Genomic DNA, 18598 nt, shown 5'->3' with positions numbered 1-18598 from the left:
GTCCTCGCATAAGCTTGGACGGAAACGTTGCGACAGATGAGGGGCAAGGGCAGCCAAAAAGCTGAATGCGGTCTGTTCGGTTTGGTGTGAGAGGGTTAATTTCGGAGGCGTTCGCGAGTGACGCTGGTGAATCATCTCCATGGATGGCGATGGCCGTATCGCTCGGATTGCGCAGGTTCAGACTTTTGCGATCTCACATTAGACGTCAGTAGATTTGATGCCACTGGCATCAAATCTACTGACGTCCAGGGCGTCCGCGGCGCAGTTGGCGTAGTTCATTCAGGCACGCTTGGGCGAGGGCGGAAGCGGGCTCGCCTTGTTGTCGGGACGGGCGTGGCGGTGCTGGTGGGGGTGGTTCTGCAATGGGTGGCGGTTCGGCCTGAGCTGCCCAAGGACGAAAGTCGCCGTTCAGTGCGCGTTGGATCAGGCCCATCACATAGGCCGCCGGCTTGCGGATACCACCGGCTGTACAGCGCGCACCCGCTTCGTTGAGCACTGCCTGACGATCCGTTGGTTGGAGCTTGTTCAGCGCCCCGGTCAAGGCCTGACGCTCGAAGTGCTGACAGGCTAGCGCTGGCTTGGGTGGATGCTCGCTTGGCCATATCCCAACGCTTGAAGGCAGGAAGGTTGCTGCTGAGGCTGCTAAAAAATAAAGCTGGGGTCGGTTGGCCGAGCCCCAGCGCTGTCAATCGACGCAATACCTGCGTTGTGGCCTCAAATCCCCGGGCTGGACTGCCCCTGCATGGGCTCTTTGGACATGTTGAGCATCACCATTTGAATCAACCCCAATGCAACGATGATGACTATCGAGATCAGGATCAGCCAGTTGTTCAGCCATCCTGCTTCCGGCGTGCGCGGCCACATCAGGTTGATGATGGACGCAATGCCGAAAACCAACGCAATCACTTTAACCACAAGACCCGCAGACCCCAGCTTGAATTCCCCATCAGCACGCCACCCACGAAGACTGGCCAGCAAAGAAGCTATCACCACCATCTGGAAGGACACATAGACGCCGGTTGTCGCGAAGCTGATGATTTGAGTCGCTGCGTTACTGGACACGAAACCAATCGACAATATCAGGATGGTCAATGTGGCGGTGACCCAGAGGGCGGTGATAGGCAGGCGACGAGAACCTTTGAGTGTACCCAACAGACTTGCCCCGACAATCAGCTTGTCCCGACCCAGAGAGAAAAGCAGCCGGCTGGTAGACGCAATCACCGAGGTGACCGCACTGATGACCACGGCCAGCAGGCAGACCAGTGTCAGCTTCATTCCCATCGGCCCCATGACTTGCAGCACTGCAGCGCCTGCCGGGTCGGCCAAGGTTCCGTCCACTGCGCTTTGCATGTCCGGTAGTGCGAACAGCAGGCCCAGGGTCATCAACAGCGCAGAACCACCGCCGCAGATGATGGTCATCAACATTGCCCGAGGTACTGCTTTAGAGGCGCCGCTGACTTCTTCGGCCAAGTCTCCGCAGGCTTCAAATCCGTAGAAAATCCATACCCCGATCAGGCTCGCGAAGAACAGTGCAGAGGTGTAGTTGCCTTCGCCACGGCCGAAGCTGTCCCACAGCACCGACACCGGCTGCACGTGACCAAATACCAGCATGTATCCGCCACAGATGGCCAGCCCGATCAAACCTGCCCACACTCCGATTTCGGTGGTGCGAGCCAGTATGTTAGTGCCTGCGAAGTTGGCCAGAATAGCGAGCAGCGCAATGGAAATACCGGCCAGTGCGTTGAATTCCGGTGATGGCTGTACGCCCAGAAGTACTGACAGAAACGGCGCACCGCCGGCCGAGATGCCGGCGCCTGTGCCGATCAGCGCAAACAGGTAGATCCAAGCCGTCAGGAATCCCCAGCGTTGTCCGCCCAAGCGTCGGGCCCATTGGTAGATGCCGCCTGCGATTGGATAAGCGGAGGCGGCCTCGGCGAAAACGAGACAGACAAACAGTTGGCCCAGCAAAACGATAAGCATGGTCCAGAAGAAGGGCGGGCCCACGGCGACCAATGCGGTGGCAAAGAGCGCAAACATCCCCGCCATGGGGCTCATGTAGGAATAGCCAAGTGAAAAGTCGGCAAACAGCCCAAGTACGCGATTGAATTCGGGACGGTAACCCAGGGCCAGAAGGCGCGCGTCTTCGCTTTCGTCCTTCCTTGAATTGGTTTGAGTGTGTTTTGACATTTGGAACTCCCCTCATTTTTTGATAATGCCGTGGGCGAAGCCGATTCAGCCTTTCGAGGCCCAACCGTTGTCGACATAGAGAGCGGCGCCGTTGACGAAGCTGGCTTCATCGGACAATAAAAACAGTGCTGCAGCGGCCGCTTCTTCGGCTTCGCAGATTCGGACCTGGGTGGCTGACAAGCCGGCTTCTTCCCAAGTTTGACCTTGGGTATCGAGTTGATTGAGTTCACGCAAGCCATGGGCGGTGCGCACAAAGCCTGGGCAAATGGCATTGCAGCGAATGCCGTGTTCGCGGTATTCAGCAGAGATCGAGCGGGCCAATTGCAGCACGGCGCCCTTCGTCATGCAGTACGCACTCTCCAGAGCGAAGCCCTTTTCCCCTCCGATCGACGACGTAATCACGATGCTGCCTTTGCCTCTTTTCAGCATCCCTGGCAGCACCGCTTTACAGGTGACAAAGGCGGATCGGGTATTGATCGCCATCAAGCTGTCATATTCTTCGAGGGTGGTTTCATGAAGTGCTTTGACGACGATGGTGCCCGCATGATTGAAGAGGGCGTCGATCCAGCCCAAAACCGCTGTAGCCGCCTCGATGGCTACAATGAGTTTCGGCGCATCACTCACGTCTGCCTGGAAAAACGTTGCCCGTCCGCCCAATGCGATGATCGTTTCGACCACTTCAATGCCTGCAACCGGATCCCTGTCGATGATGGCGAGATTCGCCCCTTGTTTAGCGAACAGTATGGCTGCTGCTCGGCCAATGCCCCCTGCGCCCCCGGTGATAAGTACGTTTTGATTGTCCAATCTGGGTTTGTTTGCCATCTGGCGCACGCCTCTGCTTGTTGTTAAGTACTGGTCTATTGGTATTTATTAAATACCAATAGACCATGATGAAAAAAGGCTTGTCAATCGGCGGCAATCGGCATGTCGCGATCAGGCATCCGCCGCTGCAGCACCTATCTGGTGCGGTAGCGCAAGAGGCTGAATATCAAAAGAATTTATGGGCAGATATTGAAAGTGCGTCGTTGCCACTCAGGCAAAACCGACAATGTCACGAATGCGGATTCGATCCGCTGTGAGGAGTTCTCGTGCTGCTCGTTCGGCTTCATCACCTTGCCGATTTCGGATGGATTCAAGCAACAGCTGAGCAGCTTCGATGCTCAAGTTGCGTTTGCTGCGATCCTGCGTCAAGTCCGGAAGCACGAAAAGCGCAACCAGGGCGTCTTCGATTGACTTGTACAAAAGCGGGTTGTGCGATGCGGCGCCAAGCGCGAGATAAAACCTCGACTCGGCACAGCGCAGGGTGGCGGAGTTGTCTGCACACTTTATCGAGTTGAAGGCCGATTCAAGTGCTGCAATATCGGTGGGGGTGCGGCGAGCGGCAGCATGGCGAGCGGCTTGGGGCTCGTTGGCTTCTCGAAACTCCATAACCCGCATGACCATGGACGGATCGCGACTGATGCGTCGAGAGGACAACTCTCGTAGCGCGTCGATCTCGTTTAGGAATACTCCCCCGCGCGCGCCTCGGCGCACCACAAAGTAGTCTTCGGTTTCCATGACCCGCAGCGCTTCGCGCAACGTTACCCGAGACACACCCAACTGAATGGCGAGAGCCCGTTCGGGTGGCAGCTGCTCACCCGGGAGCAGCTGCCCGAGATGAACATGGCGGCGCAGTGCCTCGACGGTCAATCCGTAGGCTGATTGCTGTTGGACTGGTTGAAGACCCCAAAGCATCTGTCAAACCGCCGTAAACGTGTTGTCCACGAAAATTTCAGCGCCGTTGATGAAGCTGGATTCTTCACTGGCCAGGAACAAGGCGACATTAGCAACCTCTTCAGGTTCGCAGATTCTGCCCTGCATGATGTTCACATCCTGTTCGGAGGCAAAAATGCCATAAGCGCGCAATTGAGAAATTTCATGCTCGCCATGGCGCGTGCGCACAAAGCTTGGGCAAATGGTGTTGCTGCGAATGCCCTTGTCGCGGTATTCGACCGCAATCGCTCGGGCCAATTGATGCATGGCGGACTTCGAAGCGCAGTACAGGGATTCAAGGGGAGTGGCAGCGCGCACGGCAGAGGAACTGGTGCTGATAAGAACACCGTAACCCCGTTTGAGCATTCCCGGCAGAACAAGCCTGGTCATGAGGAATGCGCTCTTGGCGTTGTTCTCCATCATCTCATCCCATTCCTCGATACTGAATTCAAGGAAAGGTTTCACGATGATGATGCCGGCATGATTGAACAGAATGTCGATGCAGCCGAACTTCTCGATCGTGGCTTTTACGGCGAACTCGGCTTCATCGGCTTTGGAAACATCGGCGCAAACGAAGAACGCACTAAACCCTTGCTCGTTAAGTTCCTGTTCCAGCTTCCGACCGGCTTCTACATCGCGATCGACAATGGACACCTTGGCTGATTCGCGCGCGAACAATCGGGCAGAGGCTGCTCCTGCGCCGTTGGCGCCGCCAGAGATAATTGCTACGCGACCGGCGAGTCGACCTTGAGAATTGGTCATGCATCACAGCCTTGGAGGGTGGAGCGAGCCATGGTACTCGCGGGCTGATGGCCGATCAATAAAAGGTGGGGTTACCCCGAAAAACATAGGTAGGCATATGGGGCCTCCATTCCTCATGGGCCGGCCCCCTTGAAAAAATCCAAAATCTACTTCCAGTAGACTGCTTAGAGATTGCTACCTCAATAAGGCTGCGGGGGATGGTGTTTCTCCAATCTCAGTATTGAGGATGAAGTAATCGGGTGGACTGGCCCCTACAAAACCGGACACCTACACCCCCGTTAAATTAATGCCACTGCCAAGCGCCTAAACTCCCGGGGTGAGCGGAATTTCAGCGCTGTGTGGATACTCCTTGCTGTAATGCTCAAAGGCAATCGTCAGGTTGCGCAGTGCCATTTCCCTGTCAGGTTTGGGCATTTGTGCGACGTAATCCCGCTTGATCGTTTTAACGAAGTTTTCGGCCATGCCGTTGTTCTGAGGGCTGCGCAACTGTGTGGTCACCGGCTGCAAGCCGATCTGTCGGGCAAACAGTCGTGTCTGTTCGGCGATGTAGGCCGAGCCGTTAACGCTCAGCCATTGCACTGGTGTGACGGGCGGTTGCTCACCAAAGCGCTTTTCAATGACCTCCAGCATCAGGTCGTGAATATCATCGCCGCTGTAGCCTGTCGGGCTGGCCACCCAACCGATGGCTTCGCGGTCGCAGCAGTCCAGGGCGAAAATCACGCGCAGTTTGGCGCCGCCCCCACAATGAAACTCAAAGCCGTCAGAGCACCAGCGGGTATTGCTGGTTGCGACAGCAATTCTACCTTCGTGGCGGCGTGCCACACCGGGCTGTTTAATCCGTCACTCCAGCAGCAACTGGTGATCGCGCATCACGCGATAGACCCGCTTTACGTTGCTCGGCGCTTGGCTTTGTGATTCTCGCCGACAGTGCAGCAAACCCCACACACTGCGGTAACCATAGCTCGGCAACTCACTGATCTCAGTTAGAATCTCTTTGACCGCCAGCCAGGCATAGCATCCGCTGTAGCTCGCGAATCTGTTTGAGCGTATCAGCCGACTCAGAAGCCGGCACCATGCTCTCTCCCCGTACTGACGGCCGGAAAGATTGCCGCTCTGATAGAGTTGTGCCACCGAAACAGCTGGTTGGCGTTACCTCCATGCTGGCGAGCCATCACCGAGACGCTTTGTGCCGGTTGCAGGCTTTCGCGAACCATCGCCAGTTTTGCTCCGAGCTCCAGCGACGCCGCCGCTCTTGACCCAAAAGCTCCCCACTCTTATCGTTTCTATTAGTCATATACACAGTCGTTTGCCTATCCCTTATGTCAAGGGGAAACGGTGTCCTGTCTTTCACGGGGTTCCTCCATTTGTTTTCCAGGCGTAACGCGGTGAAACTAATTTCATTTGGTCGCGGGTATCTCAGTTTTTGTATGAAGTGAACATACTTTCGATGCGGCTGAGACTTTGATCAATCATCTTGTCGAGTGCACGTTTCAAAGGGTTAATCCAGAATGACTCGATATTCGGGATGGCCCTTAATTTCAGTCTCGATAAAAAATGTTCGCCCCGCAAACTCATGGGCCGGTTGCTGATTTGAGATAATCTGCTGTGCGGTAGTTACAAATAGCGTAGAGAAGTTGACACCACCAAACGCCGGACAGCTTACCTGTTGCGTCGGGGCTACAATGGCGGTGATGAAATCGCCATGAGGAGAGTACTGTGCAATTCGCGAGGCCCCCCATTGGGCATTCCATAGGTTGCCGTCAGCATCACAGACTGCGCCGTCGGGATTCAGCTCTTCGTCACGAAGGTCGACAAATACCTCAGGCCTCCCCTTTGGCCAGCCGTGCAGTGTCTCTAAGGGTTGCCGCCAAATGATTCGATGCGCGGTATCTGCGTAGTATGCACAACTGCGATCGGGTGCAAAACAAAGGGCATTGGGGATTGTGACGCCCCCTGTAAGCAGCCGTAATTTTCCTTGGTAATAGCGATAAATCGATCCTGCGTTGGGTTCTGCTTGTTTGCCCATTGTGCCCACCCAGAAACCACCCCAAGGATCAGCTCGACCATCGTTGGAGCGAGTGCTTGGGTTGTTCGACTCCAGAGGGTGGATGATTTTTGTCTTGCCGCTCAATATGTCAAATCTTAAAAGGTTCGATTCGCTGGCAATCAATAGGGTATCTCGGTCGATCCAGCCAGCTGCCGAGACGCATTCATCAAAAGACCAGCGTCGCAGAGTGTTTGTTTGGCGGGTATAGAGTGCCTTGCCTATTATGTCGAACCAAAACAGTTGCTCACGCTGTGGATGCCACAGCGGACCCTCGCCCAAGGCACACGGTGTATTATCAAAAACCTGCAACATCAAGCTGTACCTTCTTATATACGGCCACCATCGCTAATGCAGTGCTATCCAGCTGCGTTGCTACGGCCAAGTGTGTAAAGTGCTGAAGTGACGCCGAATCCTTGAGTTCCTACGACAATCCATTCGGTAGAGTCCTCAGTATTGGTACTGCCGGTGGAAAATTTTGAAAGGCCGGCGGGATTACCGTACGTAGGGCGGCGTTGACCAATGATGGGGGCAGGAAGTTATTCAGCCCGTCAACACCATTGGCCAGAGCCGTGGAGCAATCGTTGTCTCATGACCCCAAGAGATGAATGCATTTTTTCGCTTTAATCGCGCCAATGACAGCAGGTTCACAATTGGAATGGATAATCATACGGGCGCCTATTTGTGTTAAAATCTCTACTTCGTCAGTTGTCAGGGTGTTACTGGCACCCAATATTGCTCTGGCGTCAGATTGACCACCCGTTCGTCACTGGCGATAGAATCAAAGACCTGTCCATTATCCGACAGGGCCCAAGCGCGAAACTGGCTAGTTCCTCAATCAACAGTTATGCAGTCTGCGATTGTCATCCGGTCACTACCACTCCGCCGTCTACAACCATTGCTTGCGCGGTGATCATTCGGCTCGCCTGAGAGGCCAAAAATAAGGTGGCGTCGACGATATCGCGCGGAGCAAGATGATCTTTTAAGCACTGACGCTCCAGATGCGCTACTAGGTCCTCAGGTGTTGCCCACATATCAAGTTGTTTCTGAGTCAGCACCCAGCCGGGTAACAAAGTGTTGACGCGTATCCCATCAGGCCCGAGCTCACGAGCCAACCCCCGAGTAAGCCCGGTAATGGCTGCTTTCGAGGCGACATAACCTGGATATCCGGCATTGCCCATCATGTAGGAAATAGATGAGAAGTTGATGATCGAGCCGCAGCCCAACCGCTTCATGCCTGGAGCTACGGCCTGGGCCGTGAAGAAGTGAGGACGCAGATTGACGGACATGCCCATTTCCCATGCCTCGGGGGTGTAATCCTGCAGCGTATGACGCATATCATTGGCCGCATTATTGACCAGCACCGAGATTGGCCCATTGACTGCCGCCGCTTGAGCCATTGCATCTTGTAGCGCGCTAATATCGGATATGTCGCACTGGATGAACAAGGGCGCTACACCGTACTTATCTAGGATATCAGCGACAAAGGCGGACGCATCCGAACGCTGTACGAAGGCAACTTTGGCACCTTGCTCAATAAAACCTTCGGTTAATGAGGCCCCGATACCTGAGCCACCACCGGTGATGAATACGCTGGCGGCCTTTAAATCATGAAACGTGACAAATTTAGTCATTAATAAATCTCCGGAGGATTTAGGTAGGACTCTTTGCGAGCCTGAATGCCCAGATCATGAGCCCTGCCAACCTGCTTTATATACAACTTTACATGGTCGCAGCTGTACTGTGATTTTCGCGATTGCCGAAGTGCCATGTCTCCAGATCAAGTGCATCAACGGTAAGGAAGTTGTAGTTTGATGTCTTATAATCCTCAGGGGCGAACAAATAAAACTTGGCATTAATCTTCAGGTTCTCTGGCTCATACCCCTTGATGAAAATCTCGAGAGCGGCTTTGGGCGCTGTATCCGATATATCGTTATTGATGGCAAGCTTTATACCAGATGTGTTCGAGCTGAGGAACGGAACAGCCAGCAACGTAGCCGTACCATCCTTGAGTATCTTGTTGTTGTTTTTCATGAGGCTTTCCTTGAGCTACTCACCAAGAGCAGAGTGGATTTGTTGGTCGAATATGACCAATCGTAATTTTGTCATCTCCCATATAGTGGGATGCATGTTCAACTATTGAAAATATGCGCGACAACCCCTATGGTTGTCAACAGCTTCGGCCCAGGCAGTCTCGACAAGTCGTAAAGGGTGGCAATGATCAGTAAAAACAGTGACGAAACCGTAGATAAAGCATTGAGCTTGCTCGGCAGTGTTTTTGTCGGCCGACCTGTACGATTTATAGGGCTGCGAGCCGGAAGTGAACCCCCTAAGGCAACCCTTTACCGATTGCTGAAAAACTCAGCGAGTCAGGAGGTGTTGGCCTGTGACCGAGACCGTCAATCTTATAGTTTGAACGTATGGTTAGTTCCGCATGGTTCATGCTGCGTGGCACCAGTCGTCTCTGGTGCCAATCGCTTGGTCGTTGCTGGAGAAGCTCTCACTGAACGTCGGAGAAACAATGCATCTGGCCCAACTCGACCATGGGCAGGTTCTATATGTTGATAAACGCAATCTGGCTTCTTCTGTCACATGTTCTAGGATGCAGGGAAAGTGGGGCTGGCTTACTGCGCCGGAATAGGCAAGGTTATGTTGGCCTTTTTAGATGTTTATTAAAGGCGCGAGTAAATGATCATGCAGCAGGTTCTTCACGTATTCACACCAGAACCACTTGCCACTGTGGGCTCTCTGTGTAAAGAGCTGGCGCAGATCCGTGCCGACGGGGTGTCCTTTAATCGTGAAGAGTACGAGTCCGGTATCATTTGCATTGCTGCCCCCGCCTATAGACCACGTACCGTGTACTCGTAGGGCTGTCGATCACAACGTCGATACAATATTTCGCGTTTGAAGTGTTAGAGTATTTCAAGCCAGATATAATCTAGACCGCCAAGGATATAGCCTTACAATCCGAGCACTTTGAGTGCCGGGCTGTAAGTGACCTCCCACCTAATATAATTTAAATGCAGGTATTGAGCTGTGCCTGAAATAGAGATTTTTGACCACCTACCAACAGGTGAAGCTATTCAGCGTCACTGGTTAAAGCGCGGAAAATTGCGTGTTGCTGTTCTTTCTTATGGGGCGACGTTGCAAGATTTGCGGCTAGAGGGTGTTGGGCACTCTTTGGTTTTGGGGGCGACGAATATCGAACCCTATCAGGGGGTGATGGAGTATTTTGGTGCTACCGTTGGACGTGTCGCCAATCGTATTGCACAAGGGCGTGCAACGATAAACGGGAATAGCTATCAACTTGATCAAAACAATCTTGGTAAGCATCTACTTCACGGCGGTTCTGACGGTTGTCATAAAAAAATATGGTGTATCACTGAGGCTGATCACGAACATGTGACTTTACGACTAAGTATGGCAGATGGGCATATGGGTTTTCCTGGAGCTATTGATGCATGCCTTACTTATCGGATCGTTGGGTCGGATACGCTAGAGCTGGATGTTGAGGTGTGCTCGGATGCGAACACGCTATGTAATTTTGCTCATCATAGTTATTACAATTTGGACGGTTCTGAAAATATTCTGGACCATGAGTTGCAGGTAAGTGCCAAGCATTACTTGCCCGTTGATGGGGAACTGATCCCGACGGGTGAGATTGCTGTTGTACGTGAAACGCGTTTTGATTTTAATACAATTCGCCCGATACGTAACGGGGCTCCACATCTTGGTTATGATCAAAATCTCTGTTTGTCTCGCGCACCTCAAACAGTTCGGCGTGTAGCAAGCCTTAGAAGTCCGAAATCTGGAGTCACCATGCATCTGGAGACTACCGCTCCAGGACTGCAAATATATGATGGGCAGCACATCGAAACGGGTTCAGCTAAAACTTTAAGTGATACGGCTTATGGTTCTTTTGCGGGTATCGCACTCGAACCACAGGATTGGCCCGATGCAGTTCATCATCCCGGCTTTCCAACCACCCTTCTTGAGCGTGGTGGCGTATATCGGCAAAAAAATCGCTGGATATTTGAGCAACCTACTATTCTCAAGCAATGTAGTGAACGAACTAGAACTTAGTTATTTATGGGGGGCTAAATTAGCTAGGTATTGGTTTAGGCCATTTATCAGCAGTGCGGGTCACTACGACGTCTCCGGTTGCGCTCAGCTCGAAATTGTTCGTGTGGCCTTCCGTGTTCCTGTCCTGGGCATGGATCGTTGTGCACAAGACGTTGCTAGCGGCCTACGGTCATGTGGTGTTGAACTCTGATCGGCGCCGCTGCTTAAGAGCTTGCGGCTGCCGGCAATGTTATGGGCTCACCGCGAAGAATGTGTGAAAGATGAACCGTCTGTCCGTTGCCGATAGGGCGCGTGTCAAGGGCAGGAGTGGTCAGTTGACGCCGGCGCTACGAAGCTGGTGTGAGCGTTATGAGCAAATTCAAACATGCGCAGGTACGCTGGGTTTGCATCGAAACACGCGGCGTTTTCGGATGGAGAGGATTTCAGTGATCACCGAAATGGGTCTGAACTAGATGGATGACTTGATAGCCTTGTACCTGGGTGTGCAACGGAGTGAGATGCGATGTTTCGTAAGCTTAAAGCAGGCGCTACAAACAGAAGCTTTTGGACTGTTGTATTTAAATAGACCATGGCAGTACGGGGGCGGGAAGTGCCCCGCAAACGCCTGTGTTAGCAAGCCCCGCCCTTAAGGGTGGTCATTTCTTCGCAATTTTGACTCCGTCCAGCACTTACGTATCTCGAGAATTGCGGAAAGGCAATTCATGAGGGCTTCTACGAGTTCTGGATCGAAATGTTGAGCGTTTACACGACGGATACGGCTATGACCATTTTGATTTCTCAAGCGTTTATGTGCTGATGGCTGGCCTGGTCGGAGGTTGCCTGCTGCTGTCCTGGACGTTACTTCGCTCGGCCCCGGCTCGTAAACCCTGCGCCCCCAACGTCGCTGATTCAAGGGAGCTTCCTGTCGTTGCTCAATCCGCCACTCGTTACGAACCCTAGAAAGGATCAAACTATGCAAGCTGCACTACTGGGCGAAGCGCATCGCGCCATCGAAAAAAAACTACCCGAACGCGGCAGCGACTATCGCCTCGGTTATCACCTGTCACCTCCGGCAGGATGGATGAGGACTGGTCTGCTTTCGCGGTGAGTACCATGTGTTCTACCAACACCATCCTTACTCGGCGCAGTGGGGGCCGATGTACTGGGGGCATGCCAAGAGTCGCGACCTGGTGCATTGGGAGCATCTGCCCATAGCGCTGGCACCCAGCGATGCCTATGACCGGGGCGGGTGTTTTTCAGGATCGGCGGTGGTCGCGGACGATACGCTGTATCTGATCTACACCGGACATGTCTGGCTGGGGGAGCCGGGTGATGACCAGAGGATTCACCAGGTCCAATGCCTGGCCAGCAGTACGGATGGCATCAACTTCACTAAACATGGGTCAGTCCTCGAAACACCGCCGGATCCACACGTCATGCATTTTCGCGACCCAAAAGTCTGGAAGCGAGACGGGCGATGGTGGATGGCACTTGGCGCTCGTCAAGGAGACGACCCACAACTCTTACTCTATCGCTCCGAGGACTTGCATCACTGGGAATACCTGGGCTGTGCCCTGCAAGGTCTACGTGAACCAGACGGCTACATGTGGGAGTGTCCGGACCTGTTCGAGCTCGATGGTTGCGAGGTTTTTCTTTATTCGCCGCAAGGTCTGAAGCCCTGTGGTTACGATAATTGGAACAAATTCCAGAACAGTTATCGAATGGGTCAATTAGACGACAGCGGTTGCTTCATCGAGTGCGGCAAGCAACGCGAACTCGATAACGGTCACGACTTTTATGCTGCGCAGACCCTGCTGGCGCCCGACGGGCGCCGCCTGCTTTGGGCATGGATGGATATGTGGGACAGCCCGATGCCAAGCCAAGCGCAACACTGGTGTGGCGCGCTGACGTTGCCACGTGAGTTGAGCCGTGACGGCGAACGGCTACGCATGCGTCCAGCCCGCGAGCTGACAGCGCTACGCCAGTCACGACGAGTGCTGCAGATCGGGGCGATTGAGTCTCGCAGTTGCACGCTTGATGTGTGGGGTGCCCTGCTGGAGTTTGAGCTTGAACTGGATCTGGCTGGCAGCACCGCTGAGCGCTTTGGCCTGGCGCTGCGCTGTAGCGAGGACCGACAGGAGCGCACTTTGCTGTACTTCGATGCCATGGCCCGACGCCTGGTGCTCGACCGGTAATACTCGGGCGCTGGCGTGAGCGGCGTTCGTAGCGTGCCGGTCACCTCGGAGCAAACCCGGATCGCGCTGCGGATTTTTCTCGATCGCTCATCCATCGAGGTGTTCGTCGACGACGGCGCCTATAGCCTTACCAGCCGGATTTATCCACGGCCCGACAGCCTCGAGGTCAGCGCTTTCGCAATCAATGGGGTAGGGGGATTCGGGGAGACTTCTGTCTGGAACCTCGCCGATCTCCAACTCTGAAGATACATGACGTGTCACCTGTGCAGTCTGCTGCCAGGCATCATGTCATGCTTTTATCAAGCATGACATGATGCCCCTTCAGACAAGCAAGGGTGCCCGCGAATGGCTTCAGTTAAAGAGGTCGCAAGGCTGGCGGGGCCATCGTCACTGGCGTCCAGTTTCGCACGGTCGAAATTCCCCAGGTACTGTGCAGCCTGCCGCTGCTACTGAGTAATAGCATAAGATTAGACCCAGATGTCGCCCAGCTTTCCGTAATAGACCAGCAAGCCGATCCCTTGAATAGTGGTCGCCGAAGCGATTGCACCAAGCACGCCAATGGAAACAAAGACCATGACGTAACCGGTGATCTTGAGCATCACCTTGGCCAGCTCTTTAGCGTGAGTCGTCGTGAGGTTTTCAGCTTGCCGAACGATTGTAGAAAGTTGCTTGGAGGCTAAAAAGGTAGTACGGTTCTACTTTGTTTTATTTTTACTTCATTATTTTGTGATACAATGTCGCGATGGTGTAAGTTAATTTATTTAATGGTTGTTTGGTAGTATATATGTCTCTGAAAGTAATAGCGAAAAACCTCGGGTTGTCTATCACGGCCGTCAGTCGAGCGCTCAATGGTTACAGTGATATTTCTGAAGAAACACGTAATATTATCAAGGCAGAAGCCGAACGAATTAGTTATCAGCCCAACACCAATGCGCAACGTCTGAAAAAAGGAAAAAGTGATGCTGTCGGTTTGATTTATCCTTATGCCTCTTCGTTGAGTAGTGACTTTTTTTTTGCGATGGTTGGCGCCATAGGTCATCATCTTGCAAAACAAGGTGTTGATCTTCTTCTGATAACAGACGATCAGCAGGATGATTACCAACCATTTATTCGTCTGATCGAAGGGGGACGCATTGATGCGCTCATTGTTGCGCATACCCTTGAGCAGGATCCAAGGCTCGCGTTGTTGCAGCAAAAAAAGATGCCATTTCTCGCACTGGGGCGTAGCCAATTGCCCCAGCCTTACGCCTGGTTTGATTTTGATAATAGGCTTGGTCTTGAGATGGCGACTGAACACCTTATTTCTTTGGGGCATCGACGTATCTCGTTGTTAAGTCAAGACTGTCAACAAGCCTTTGTTATGCAGCGACGTCAGGGTTATTGCGATACGCTTAAGCGGCACAACTTGCCTTCTTCCATATTTTTGAAGGCTGTAGATGTGACGCGTCGTGCTGGGTACCGAGCGACACTGGATTTGCTGGCATTACCTGATCCGCCAACAGCGATTATTAGTGACGGTAACGTTCATGGTGAAGGAGCAGTAGCTGCGCTGCATGATGCGGGGCGTCTGACCGGGCCCGATGCTGTGGCAATAATCGTTTACGACGGTTTGCCTGAGGATTGCCTAACGGGGATCGATGCCACAGCAATTATCCAAGCAACTCGCGAAGTTGTCGGCAATCAAATTGCACAAATGACATTAGCGCTAATGGCTGGTCAGCCTGTTGATAAGCTCCAGATGTTATGGGAACCCACTCTGCGTCAGGGGACGACAACTTTTGCGCTGACACACTGATATTGTATCGATGTTTTCATCCCTTCAAATGCGGTCATTGTTTTTTATTCGAATTGGCTGCGATAATTAGTGATTTTTTTAGATGCCAAATCATACATCTCATAAAACTAAGTTGATTATTTAAAGGTGAGCGTCAAGACACCTTTCTGAGTGGAATAAAAGCTATTCAAGACTCGGGAATTACGGTGTTTGTAGGTAAGCGCTCCATGAGTCTCATATTTAAAGCGCGTAGCTGATCCCGGATGCTTTGCCCCCGAATCCTTTCAGGAGCCAGCACCTTATGATGCGACCCGACGCCAAAGTCGAAAAAGACTATCTCTACCCAAGCCGGTGGACTTCCGAAAATCCATCGACGATCTGGTCGCCCTGGTCGAGCTGAATATCAACGTCGCCGTGTTGGATCTCGTGCTTTTCGTCTTCCTTAACAAACCCCGCAACCGCGTGAAGATACTATATTGGGGTGTGTCACGAACGCTGGGGTAAGCCAGTGATGCTGTATCAAAGATGGGAGTAGGTCTCCCGGAGTCTGCTTGCAGGAGCTGGCTCAAGCCGCCCGGTTCTGCTGCATTCAAAAGGCGTGGGGGTGAGCGGTCGTTGGAAAAGGCGCCGATAACGACGACGGGTACGTATTAAGAAGATGAGCGTGTTGCCGCTGACCGAAAACTGACCCAGTAAAGGCTGTTCTGCCGACTGAAAACTGACCCAGGTGTTCAACTGCTTCTGCTCACTTTTCGAGCAGGAGAACACAGGGTGATCAGCATGGAAATGTTGGGAAAAATCCGGCGGATGTACTTCCGCGACAAGCTCTCGCTGCATCAGATAGCCAAGCGTACCGGACTGTCGAGAAACACCATTCGAAAATGGGTCAGAGCACCCGAAGCCACCCAGCCGGCGTACCAACGGTGCGCAACCTTCAACAAACTCAGTCCATTTCACGAGACGCTGGAGCAGGCGCTCAAGGCCGATTCGTTTCGGGCAAAGCACAACCGCAGGAGTGCCAAAGCACTCTTCGAACAGATCAAGGCCGAGGGGTACGACGGCGGCTACAGCCAACTCACCGCCTTTATACGCTCGTGGCGCGGCGAGCAAGGCAAGTCTTTACGAGCCTTTGTGCCGCTGACCTTTGCACTCGGGGAGGCCTTTCAATTCGACTGGAGCGAAGAAGGTCTGCTGATCGGCGGACTGTTCCGACGCATCCAGGTCTCCCATATGAAGCTGTGCGCCAGTCGCGCATTTTGGTTGGTTGCGTATCCCAGCCAAGGCCACGAGATGTTGTTCGATGCCCATACCCGCTCGTTTGGCGCGTTAGGTGGGGTGCCGCGTCGCGGCATCTACGACAACATGAAGACCGCTGTCGACAAGGTCAACAAGGGTAAGGGCCGCACGGTCAATGCTCGGTTTGCCGTGATGTGTGCGCACTACCTGTTCGACCCGGACTTCTGCAACGTCGCTTCCGGCTGGAAAAAAGGCATCGTTGAAAAGAACGTCCAAGACAGCCGACGGCGCATCTGGCTCGATGCTCAAAACTGCATGTTCCACACCTTCGAGGAATTGAATGCCTGGCTCGGCCAACGCTGCCGTGCGCTCTGGGGCGAACTGCTACACCCGCAGTACAACGGGCTGACCGTGGCGGACGTCCTGGAGCTGGAACGCGCTGAATTGATGCCGATGCCGACTGCCTTTGATGGCTACGTCGAGCGCACCGTACGTGTCTCCAGCACCTGCCTGATCAGCGTGGCGCGAAATCGCTATTCGGTGCCGTGTGAGCGGGTCGGCCAGCGGGTCAGCAGCCGTTTGTATCCTTCCCGGGTGGTGGTCATCGCCGATGAAACGACGATTGCCAGCCACGAGCGTCTGTTTGATCGAGATCAGGTCAGTTTTGACTGGCAGCATTACCTCCCGCTTATCGAACGCAAGCCTGGAGCGCTGCGCAATGGCGCTCCGTTTGCTGATCTGCCGAAGCCGTTGCAGCTGCTAAAACGCGGTCTGAGGCGTCACGCCAATGGTGATCGAGTCATGACGCAGGTACTGGCGGCTGTTCCCATCGCCGGGCTCGACGCCATATTGGTGGCTGTGGAGTTGGTACTTGAATCAGGCAGCTTGAGTGCTGAGCACATCCTGAATGTCCTGGCTCGACTGACATCGACAGCAGCCCCTCCGTCCGCCGAAACCAGCCTTCAACTCAAGATAGCGCCTGTCGCCAATACGGCACGCTACGACCGGCTCCGTACCACCGATGAGGAGACTCGCAATGCGTGATCTTATGGCGGAACTCAAAGAACTGCGTCTGCATGGCATGGCCAGCGCCTGGGAAGAACTAGCCTCGCAAGGAGAAGCTTCGACGGCATCCTCGAAATGGCTACTTGAGCATCTTCTCCAACAAGAACATGCGGATCGAGCGGTGCGCTCAGTGAACCACCAGATGAACATGGCCAAACTCCCCATGCATCGTGATTTGGCCAGCTTCGACTTCAGCGCTTCCAGCGCAGATGCCCGCCTGATCAGGGATCTGTCCAACCTGGAGTTCACCGATACCGCGCAGAATGTCGTGTTCATCGGCGGGCCTGGAACAGGCAAAACACACCTCGCCACCGCCTTGGCTGTGTCCGGGATCACGACGCATCACAAACGCGTGCGCTTCTACTCCACAGTGGATCTGGTCAATCTGCTGGAACGCGAAAAGTACGACGGCAAGACGGGCCGCATCGCTCAAGGGCTGCTACGAACAGACCTGGTGATACTCGATGAACTGGGGTATTTGCCCTTCAGCCAGAGCGGTGGTGCCCTGTTATTTCACCTGCTATCCAAGCTGTACGAGCACACCAGCGTGGTGATCACCACCAACCTCAGCTTCTCGGAATGGTCGAGCGTGTTTGGTGACGCCAAGATGACAACGGCGTTGCTGGATCGGCTGACACACCACTGCCACATCGTCGAAACGGGCAACGAGTCCTACCGCCTGCAGCACAGCAGCTTGGTCGCCCAGACCAAGATCAAATCACGTGAACGAAAGCGCAAAGACAATGATGGTGCCGAGGACGATGAGCTGTTTTGATCTGCACCAAAAATACCCTGCCGCATGCCCACATGCGGTGGGGCTTTAATGCCTCTTCCTCCGGGACACGACTGCTAAGCTTATCCACAATTGCTGATGCCAAAATCAGCAATCCGCCCTGGGTCAATTTTCAATCGGCAGGGTGGGTCAGTTTTCAATCAGCGCCGACACCATTACAGGATGGCGTTCGCTTTTTCCTCGTTCCTTCGCCCGCACCGCCATGGGCAGTTTTTACAAACGGCTTTCCCTGACGGGAGCGATACGGGATTTCCACGTTCCGCCTACTGAAGTGCGTCGGGTTAGGTGCCTGCTATCGACCGGGAGGTATGTGGGTCACGACTGCGTAGTAGAAAGACGCAGTTCCCACCTCCAGCACCTTTTGGTTCGAGCGTGTAAGCCATTTCCGCTCGTTCAACTTAACGATCGTTGCGCAGATTCACGTGCGTTCACCATACCGACTATCTAGCACTTGTCCGGCTATGGCTGCCAGAAGGGTACGCCTCTCACGATTGGTACCCCGCACCTTGCGGCGCCTCGTTACATTGTCAAAGGCGCTCTTGATTCAGCCTTCTAGATTCACCCGGTGACACGGGCGGTTCCCTTCAAGGGGAACAACTTCTGTAAGCGACTTCGTGTCGCACTTCGACCAGGTTGTTGTCGATGGGGCCGTAATCCAGGGCTTTGGCCGTGGCTGATCCGTTGGGCACATGATCACGCTGGGCCTGAATCCACTCATGTAGCGTTTA

At 53.7% G+C, this 18598-nt stretch carries 15 protein-coding genes and 3 pseudogenes; 8 read left to right on the top strand and 10 right to left on the bottom strand.

Going from position 1 to position 18598, the window contains the following annotated elements:
* Nucleotides 1-235: 235 nt before the first annotated feature.
* The 9 genes and pseudogenes from ACEN9A_RS15195 to ACEN9A_RS15155 all read right to left on the bottom strand — a co-directional run.
* Nucleotides 236-553: pseudogene (locus tag ACEN9A_RS15195) on the bottom strand (STY4528 family pathogenicity island replication protein); the annotation flags it as partial.
* A 161-nt stretch (nucleotides 554-714) separates the two neighbouring features.
* Nucleotides 715-2187, bottom strand: coding sequence for an amino acid permease (locus tag ACEN9A_RS15190; protein WP_413386512.1), 1473 nt, complete (start codon nucleotides 2185-2187; stop codon nucleotides 715-717).
* A gap of 45 nt (nucleotides 2188-2232) precedes the next feature.
* Nucleotides 2233-3009, bottom strand: coding sequence for an SDR family NAD(P)-dependent oxidoreductase (locus ACEN9A_RS15185; RefSeq protein WP_413386510.1), 777 nt, complete (start codon nucleotides 3007-3009; stop codon nucleotides 2233-2235).
* A 210-nt stretch (nucleotides 3010-3219) separates the two neighbouring features.
* Nucleotides 3220-3921 (bottom strand): FadR/GntR family transcriptional regulator, encoded by a 702-nt coding sequence (locus tag ACEN9A_RS15180; protein ID WP_413386508.1) that lies wholly within the window; start codon nucleotides 3919-3921, stop codon nucleotides 3220-3222.
* Nucleotides 3922-3924: 3 nt separating this feature from the next.
* The gene (locus ACEN9A_RS15175; protein WP_413386506.1) at nucleotides 3925-4701 is read right to left on the bottom strand and encodes an SDR family NAD(P)-dependent oxidoreductase; all 777 of its coding nucleotides are present in this window, start codon (nucleotides 4699-4701) and stop codon (nucleotides 3925-3927) included.
* A gap of 278 nt (nucleotides 4702-4979) precedes the next feature.
* Nucleotides 4980-5995 (bottom strand): annotated as a pseudogene (locus tag ACEN9A_RS15170) (IS3 family transposase).
* Nucleotides 5996-6199: 204 nt separating this feature from the next.
* A complete protein-coding gene (locus tag ACEN9A_RS15165; RefSeq protein WP_413386504.1) occupies nucleotides 6200-7060 on the bottom strand; it encodes an SMP-30/gluconolactonase/LRE family protein in 861 nt (286 codons plus the stop codon).
* A gap of 548 nt (nucleotides 7061-7608) precedes the next feature.
* Complete coding sequence (locus tag ACEN9A_RS15160; RefSeq protein ID WP_413386502.1) at nucleotides 7609-8379, bottom strand: SDR family NAD(P)-dependent oxidoreductase; 771 nt, start codon at nucleotides 8377-8379, stop codon at nucleotides 7609-7611.
* An 88-nt stretch (nucleotides 8380-8467) separates the two neighbouring features.
* Nucleotides 8468-8779: a hypothetical protein gene (locus ACEN9A_RS15155; RefSeq protein ID WP_413386500.1), complete on the bottom strand. Its 312-nt coding sequence runs from the start codon at nucleotides 8777-8779 to the stop codon at nucleotides 8468-8470.
* Nucleotides 8780-9433: 654 nt separating this feature from the next.
* Between ACEN9A_RS15155 and ACEN9A_RS15150 the strand changes: the two genes are divergently transcribed.
* From ACEN9A_RS15150 to ACEN9A_RS15135, 4 genes and pseudogenes are all read left to right on the top strand, one after another.
* A complete protein-coding gene (locus ACEN9A_RS15150) occupies nucleotides 9434-9613 on the top strand; it encodes an IclR family transcriptional regulator domain-containing protein (protein WP_413386498.1) in 180 nt (59 codons plus the stop codon).
* A gap of 168 nt (nucleotides 9614-9781) precedes the next feature.
* Nucleotides 9782-10828, top strand: a complete 1047-nt coding sequence (locus ACEN9A_RS15145; protein WP_413386496.1) for an aldose epimerase family protein — start codon at nucleotides 9782-9784, stop codon at nucleotides 10826-10828.
* A 260-nt stretch (nucleotides 10829-11088) separates the two neighbouring features.
* The gene (locus ACEN9A_RS15140) at nucleotides 11089-11280 is read left to right on the top strand and encodes a helix-turn-helix domain-containing protein (protein ID WP_413386494.1); all 192 of its coding nucleotides are present in this window, start codon (nucleotides 11089-11091) and stop codon (nucleotides 11278-11280) included.
* A gap of 500 nt (nucleotides 11281-11780) precedes the next feature.
* Nucleotides 11781-13245, top strand: a pseudogene (locus tag ACEN9A_RS15135) (glycoside hydrolase family 32 protein).
* A 224-nt stretch (nucleotides 13246-13469) separates the two neighbouring features.
* Here the strand turns inward: ACEN9A_RS15135 and ACEN9A_RS15130 are convergent.
* The gene (locus tag ACEN9A_RS15130; protein ID WP_413386492.1) at nucleotides 13470-13601 is read right to left on the bottom strand and encodes a hypothetical protein; all 132 of its coding nucleotides are present in this window, start codon (nucleotides 13599-13601) and stop codon (nucleotides 13470-13472) included.
* A gap of 185 nt (nucleotides 13602-13786) precedes the next feature.
* Here ACEN9A_RS15130 and ACEN9A_RS15125 point away from each other — a divergent pair, with 185 nt between their 5' ends.
* From ACEN9A_RS15125 to istB, 4 genes are all read left to right on the top strand, one after another.
* Nucleotides 13787-14797 carry a substrate-binding domain-containing protein gene (locus tag ACEN9A_RS15125; RefSeq protein ID WP_413386490.1) on the top strand — a complete coding sequence of 337 codons (1011 nt, stop codon included), beginning with the start codon at nucleotides 13787-13789 and terminating at the stop codon, nucleotides 14795-14797.
* A 330-nt stretch (nucleotides 14798-15127) separates the two neighbouring features.
* A complete protein-coding gene (gene tnpB / locus ACEN9A_RS15120; protein ID WP_413386488.1) occupies nucleotides 15128-15280 on the top strand; it encodes an IS66 family insertion sequence element accessory protein TnpB in 153 nt (50 codons plus the stop codon).
* A gap of 276 nt (nucleotides 15281-15556) precedes the next feature.
* The gene (gene istA, locus ACEN9A_RS15115) at nucleotides 15557-17056 is read left to right on the top strand and encodes an IS21-like element ISPpu27 family transposase (protein ID WP_413386523.1); all 1500 of its coding nucleotides are present in this window, start codon (nucleotides 15557-15559) and stop codon (nucleotides 17054-17056) included.
* Nucleotides 17049-17852, top strand: coding sequence for an IS21-like element helper ATPase IstB (gene istB, locus ACEN9A_RS15110; RefSeq protein ID WP_413386486.1), 804 nt, complete (start codon nucleotides 17049-17051; stop codon nucleotides 17850-17852). Before istA ends, istB begins: the two co-directional genes overlap by 8 nt.
* Nucleotides 17853-18598: the final 746 nt, after the last annotated feature.

It is taken from the genome of Pseudomonas sp. Pseusp18 (assembly GCF_059506005.1).
The sequence above is the reverse complement of the archived record's forward strand: the minus strand, read 5'-3'. Positions and strand labels throughout refer to the sequence as shown.

Coding starts and splice junctions, on each gene's coding strand:
- ACEN9A_RS15160 (WP_413386502.1), bottom strand. CDS start 8,379: ATGACTAAATTTGTCACGTTTCATGATTTAAAGGCCGCCAGCGTATTC.
- ACEN9A_RS15140 (WP_413386494.1), top strand. CDS start 11,089: ATGAACCGTCTGTCCGTTGCCGATAGGGCGCGTGTCAAGGGCAGGAGT.
- istB (WP_413386486.1), top strand. CDS start 17,049: ATGCGTGATCTTATGGCGGAACTCAAAGAACTGCGTCTGCATGGCATG.
- ACEN9A_RS15180 (WP_413386508.1), bottom strand. CDS start 3,921: ATGCTTTGGGGTCTTCAACCAGTCCAACAGCAATCAGCCTACGGATTG.
- istA (WP_413386523.1), top strand. CDS start 15,557: ATGGAAATGTTGGGAAAAATCCGGCGGATGTACTTCCGCGACAAGCTC.
- ACEN9A_RS15125 (WP_413386490.1), top strand. CDS start 13,787: ATGTCTCTGAAAGTAATAGCGAAAAACCTCGGGTTGTCTATCACGGCC.
- ACEN9A_RS15190 (WP_413386512.1), bottom strand. CDS start 2,187: ATGTCAAAACACACTCAAACCAATTCAAGGAAGGACGAAAGCGAAGAC.
- ACEN9A_RS15150 (WP_413386498.1), top strand. CDS start 9,434: ATGATCATGCAGCAGGTTCTTCACGTATTCACACCAGAACCACTTGCC.
- ACEN9A_RS15175 (WP_413386506.1), bottom strand. CDS start 4,701: ATGACCAATTCTCAAGGTCGACTCGCCGGTCGCGTAGCAATTATCTCT.
- ACEN9A_RS15185 (WP_413386510.1), bottom strand. CDS start 3,009: ATGGCAAACAAACCCAGATTGGACAATCAAAACGTACTTATCACCGGG.
- ACEN9A_RS15155 (WP_413386500.1), bottom strand. CDS start 8,779: ATGAAAAACAACAACAAGATACTCAAGGATGGTACGGCTACGTTGCTG.
- ACEN9A_RS15165 (WP_413386504.1), bottom strand. CDS start 7,060: ATGTTGCAGGTTTTTGATAATACACCGTGTGCCTTGGGCGAGGGTCCG.
- ACEN9A_RS15130 (WP_413386492.1), bottom strand. CDS start 13,601: ATGCTCAAGATCACCGGTTACGTCATGGTCTTTGTTTCCATTGGCGTG.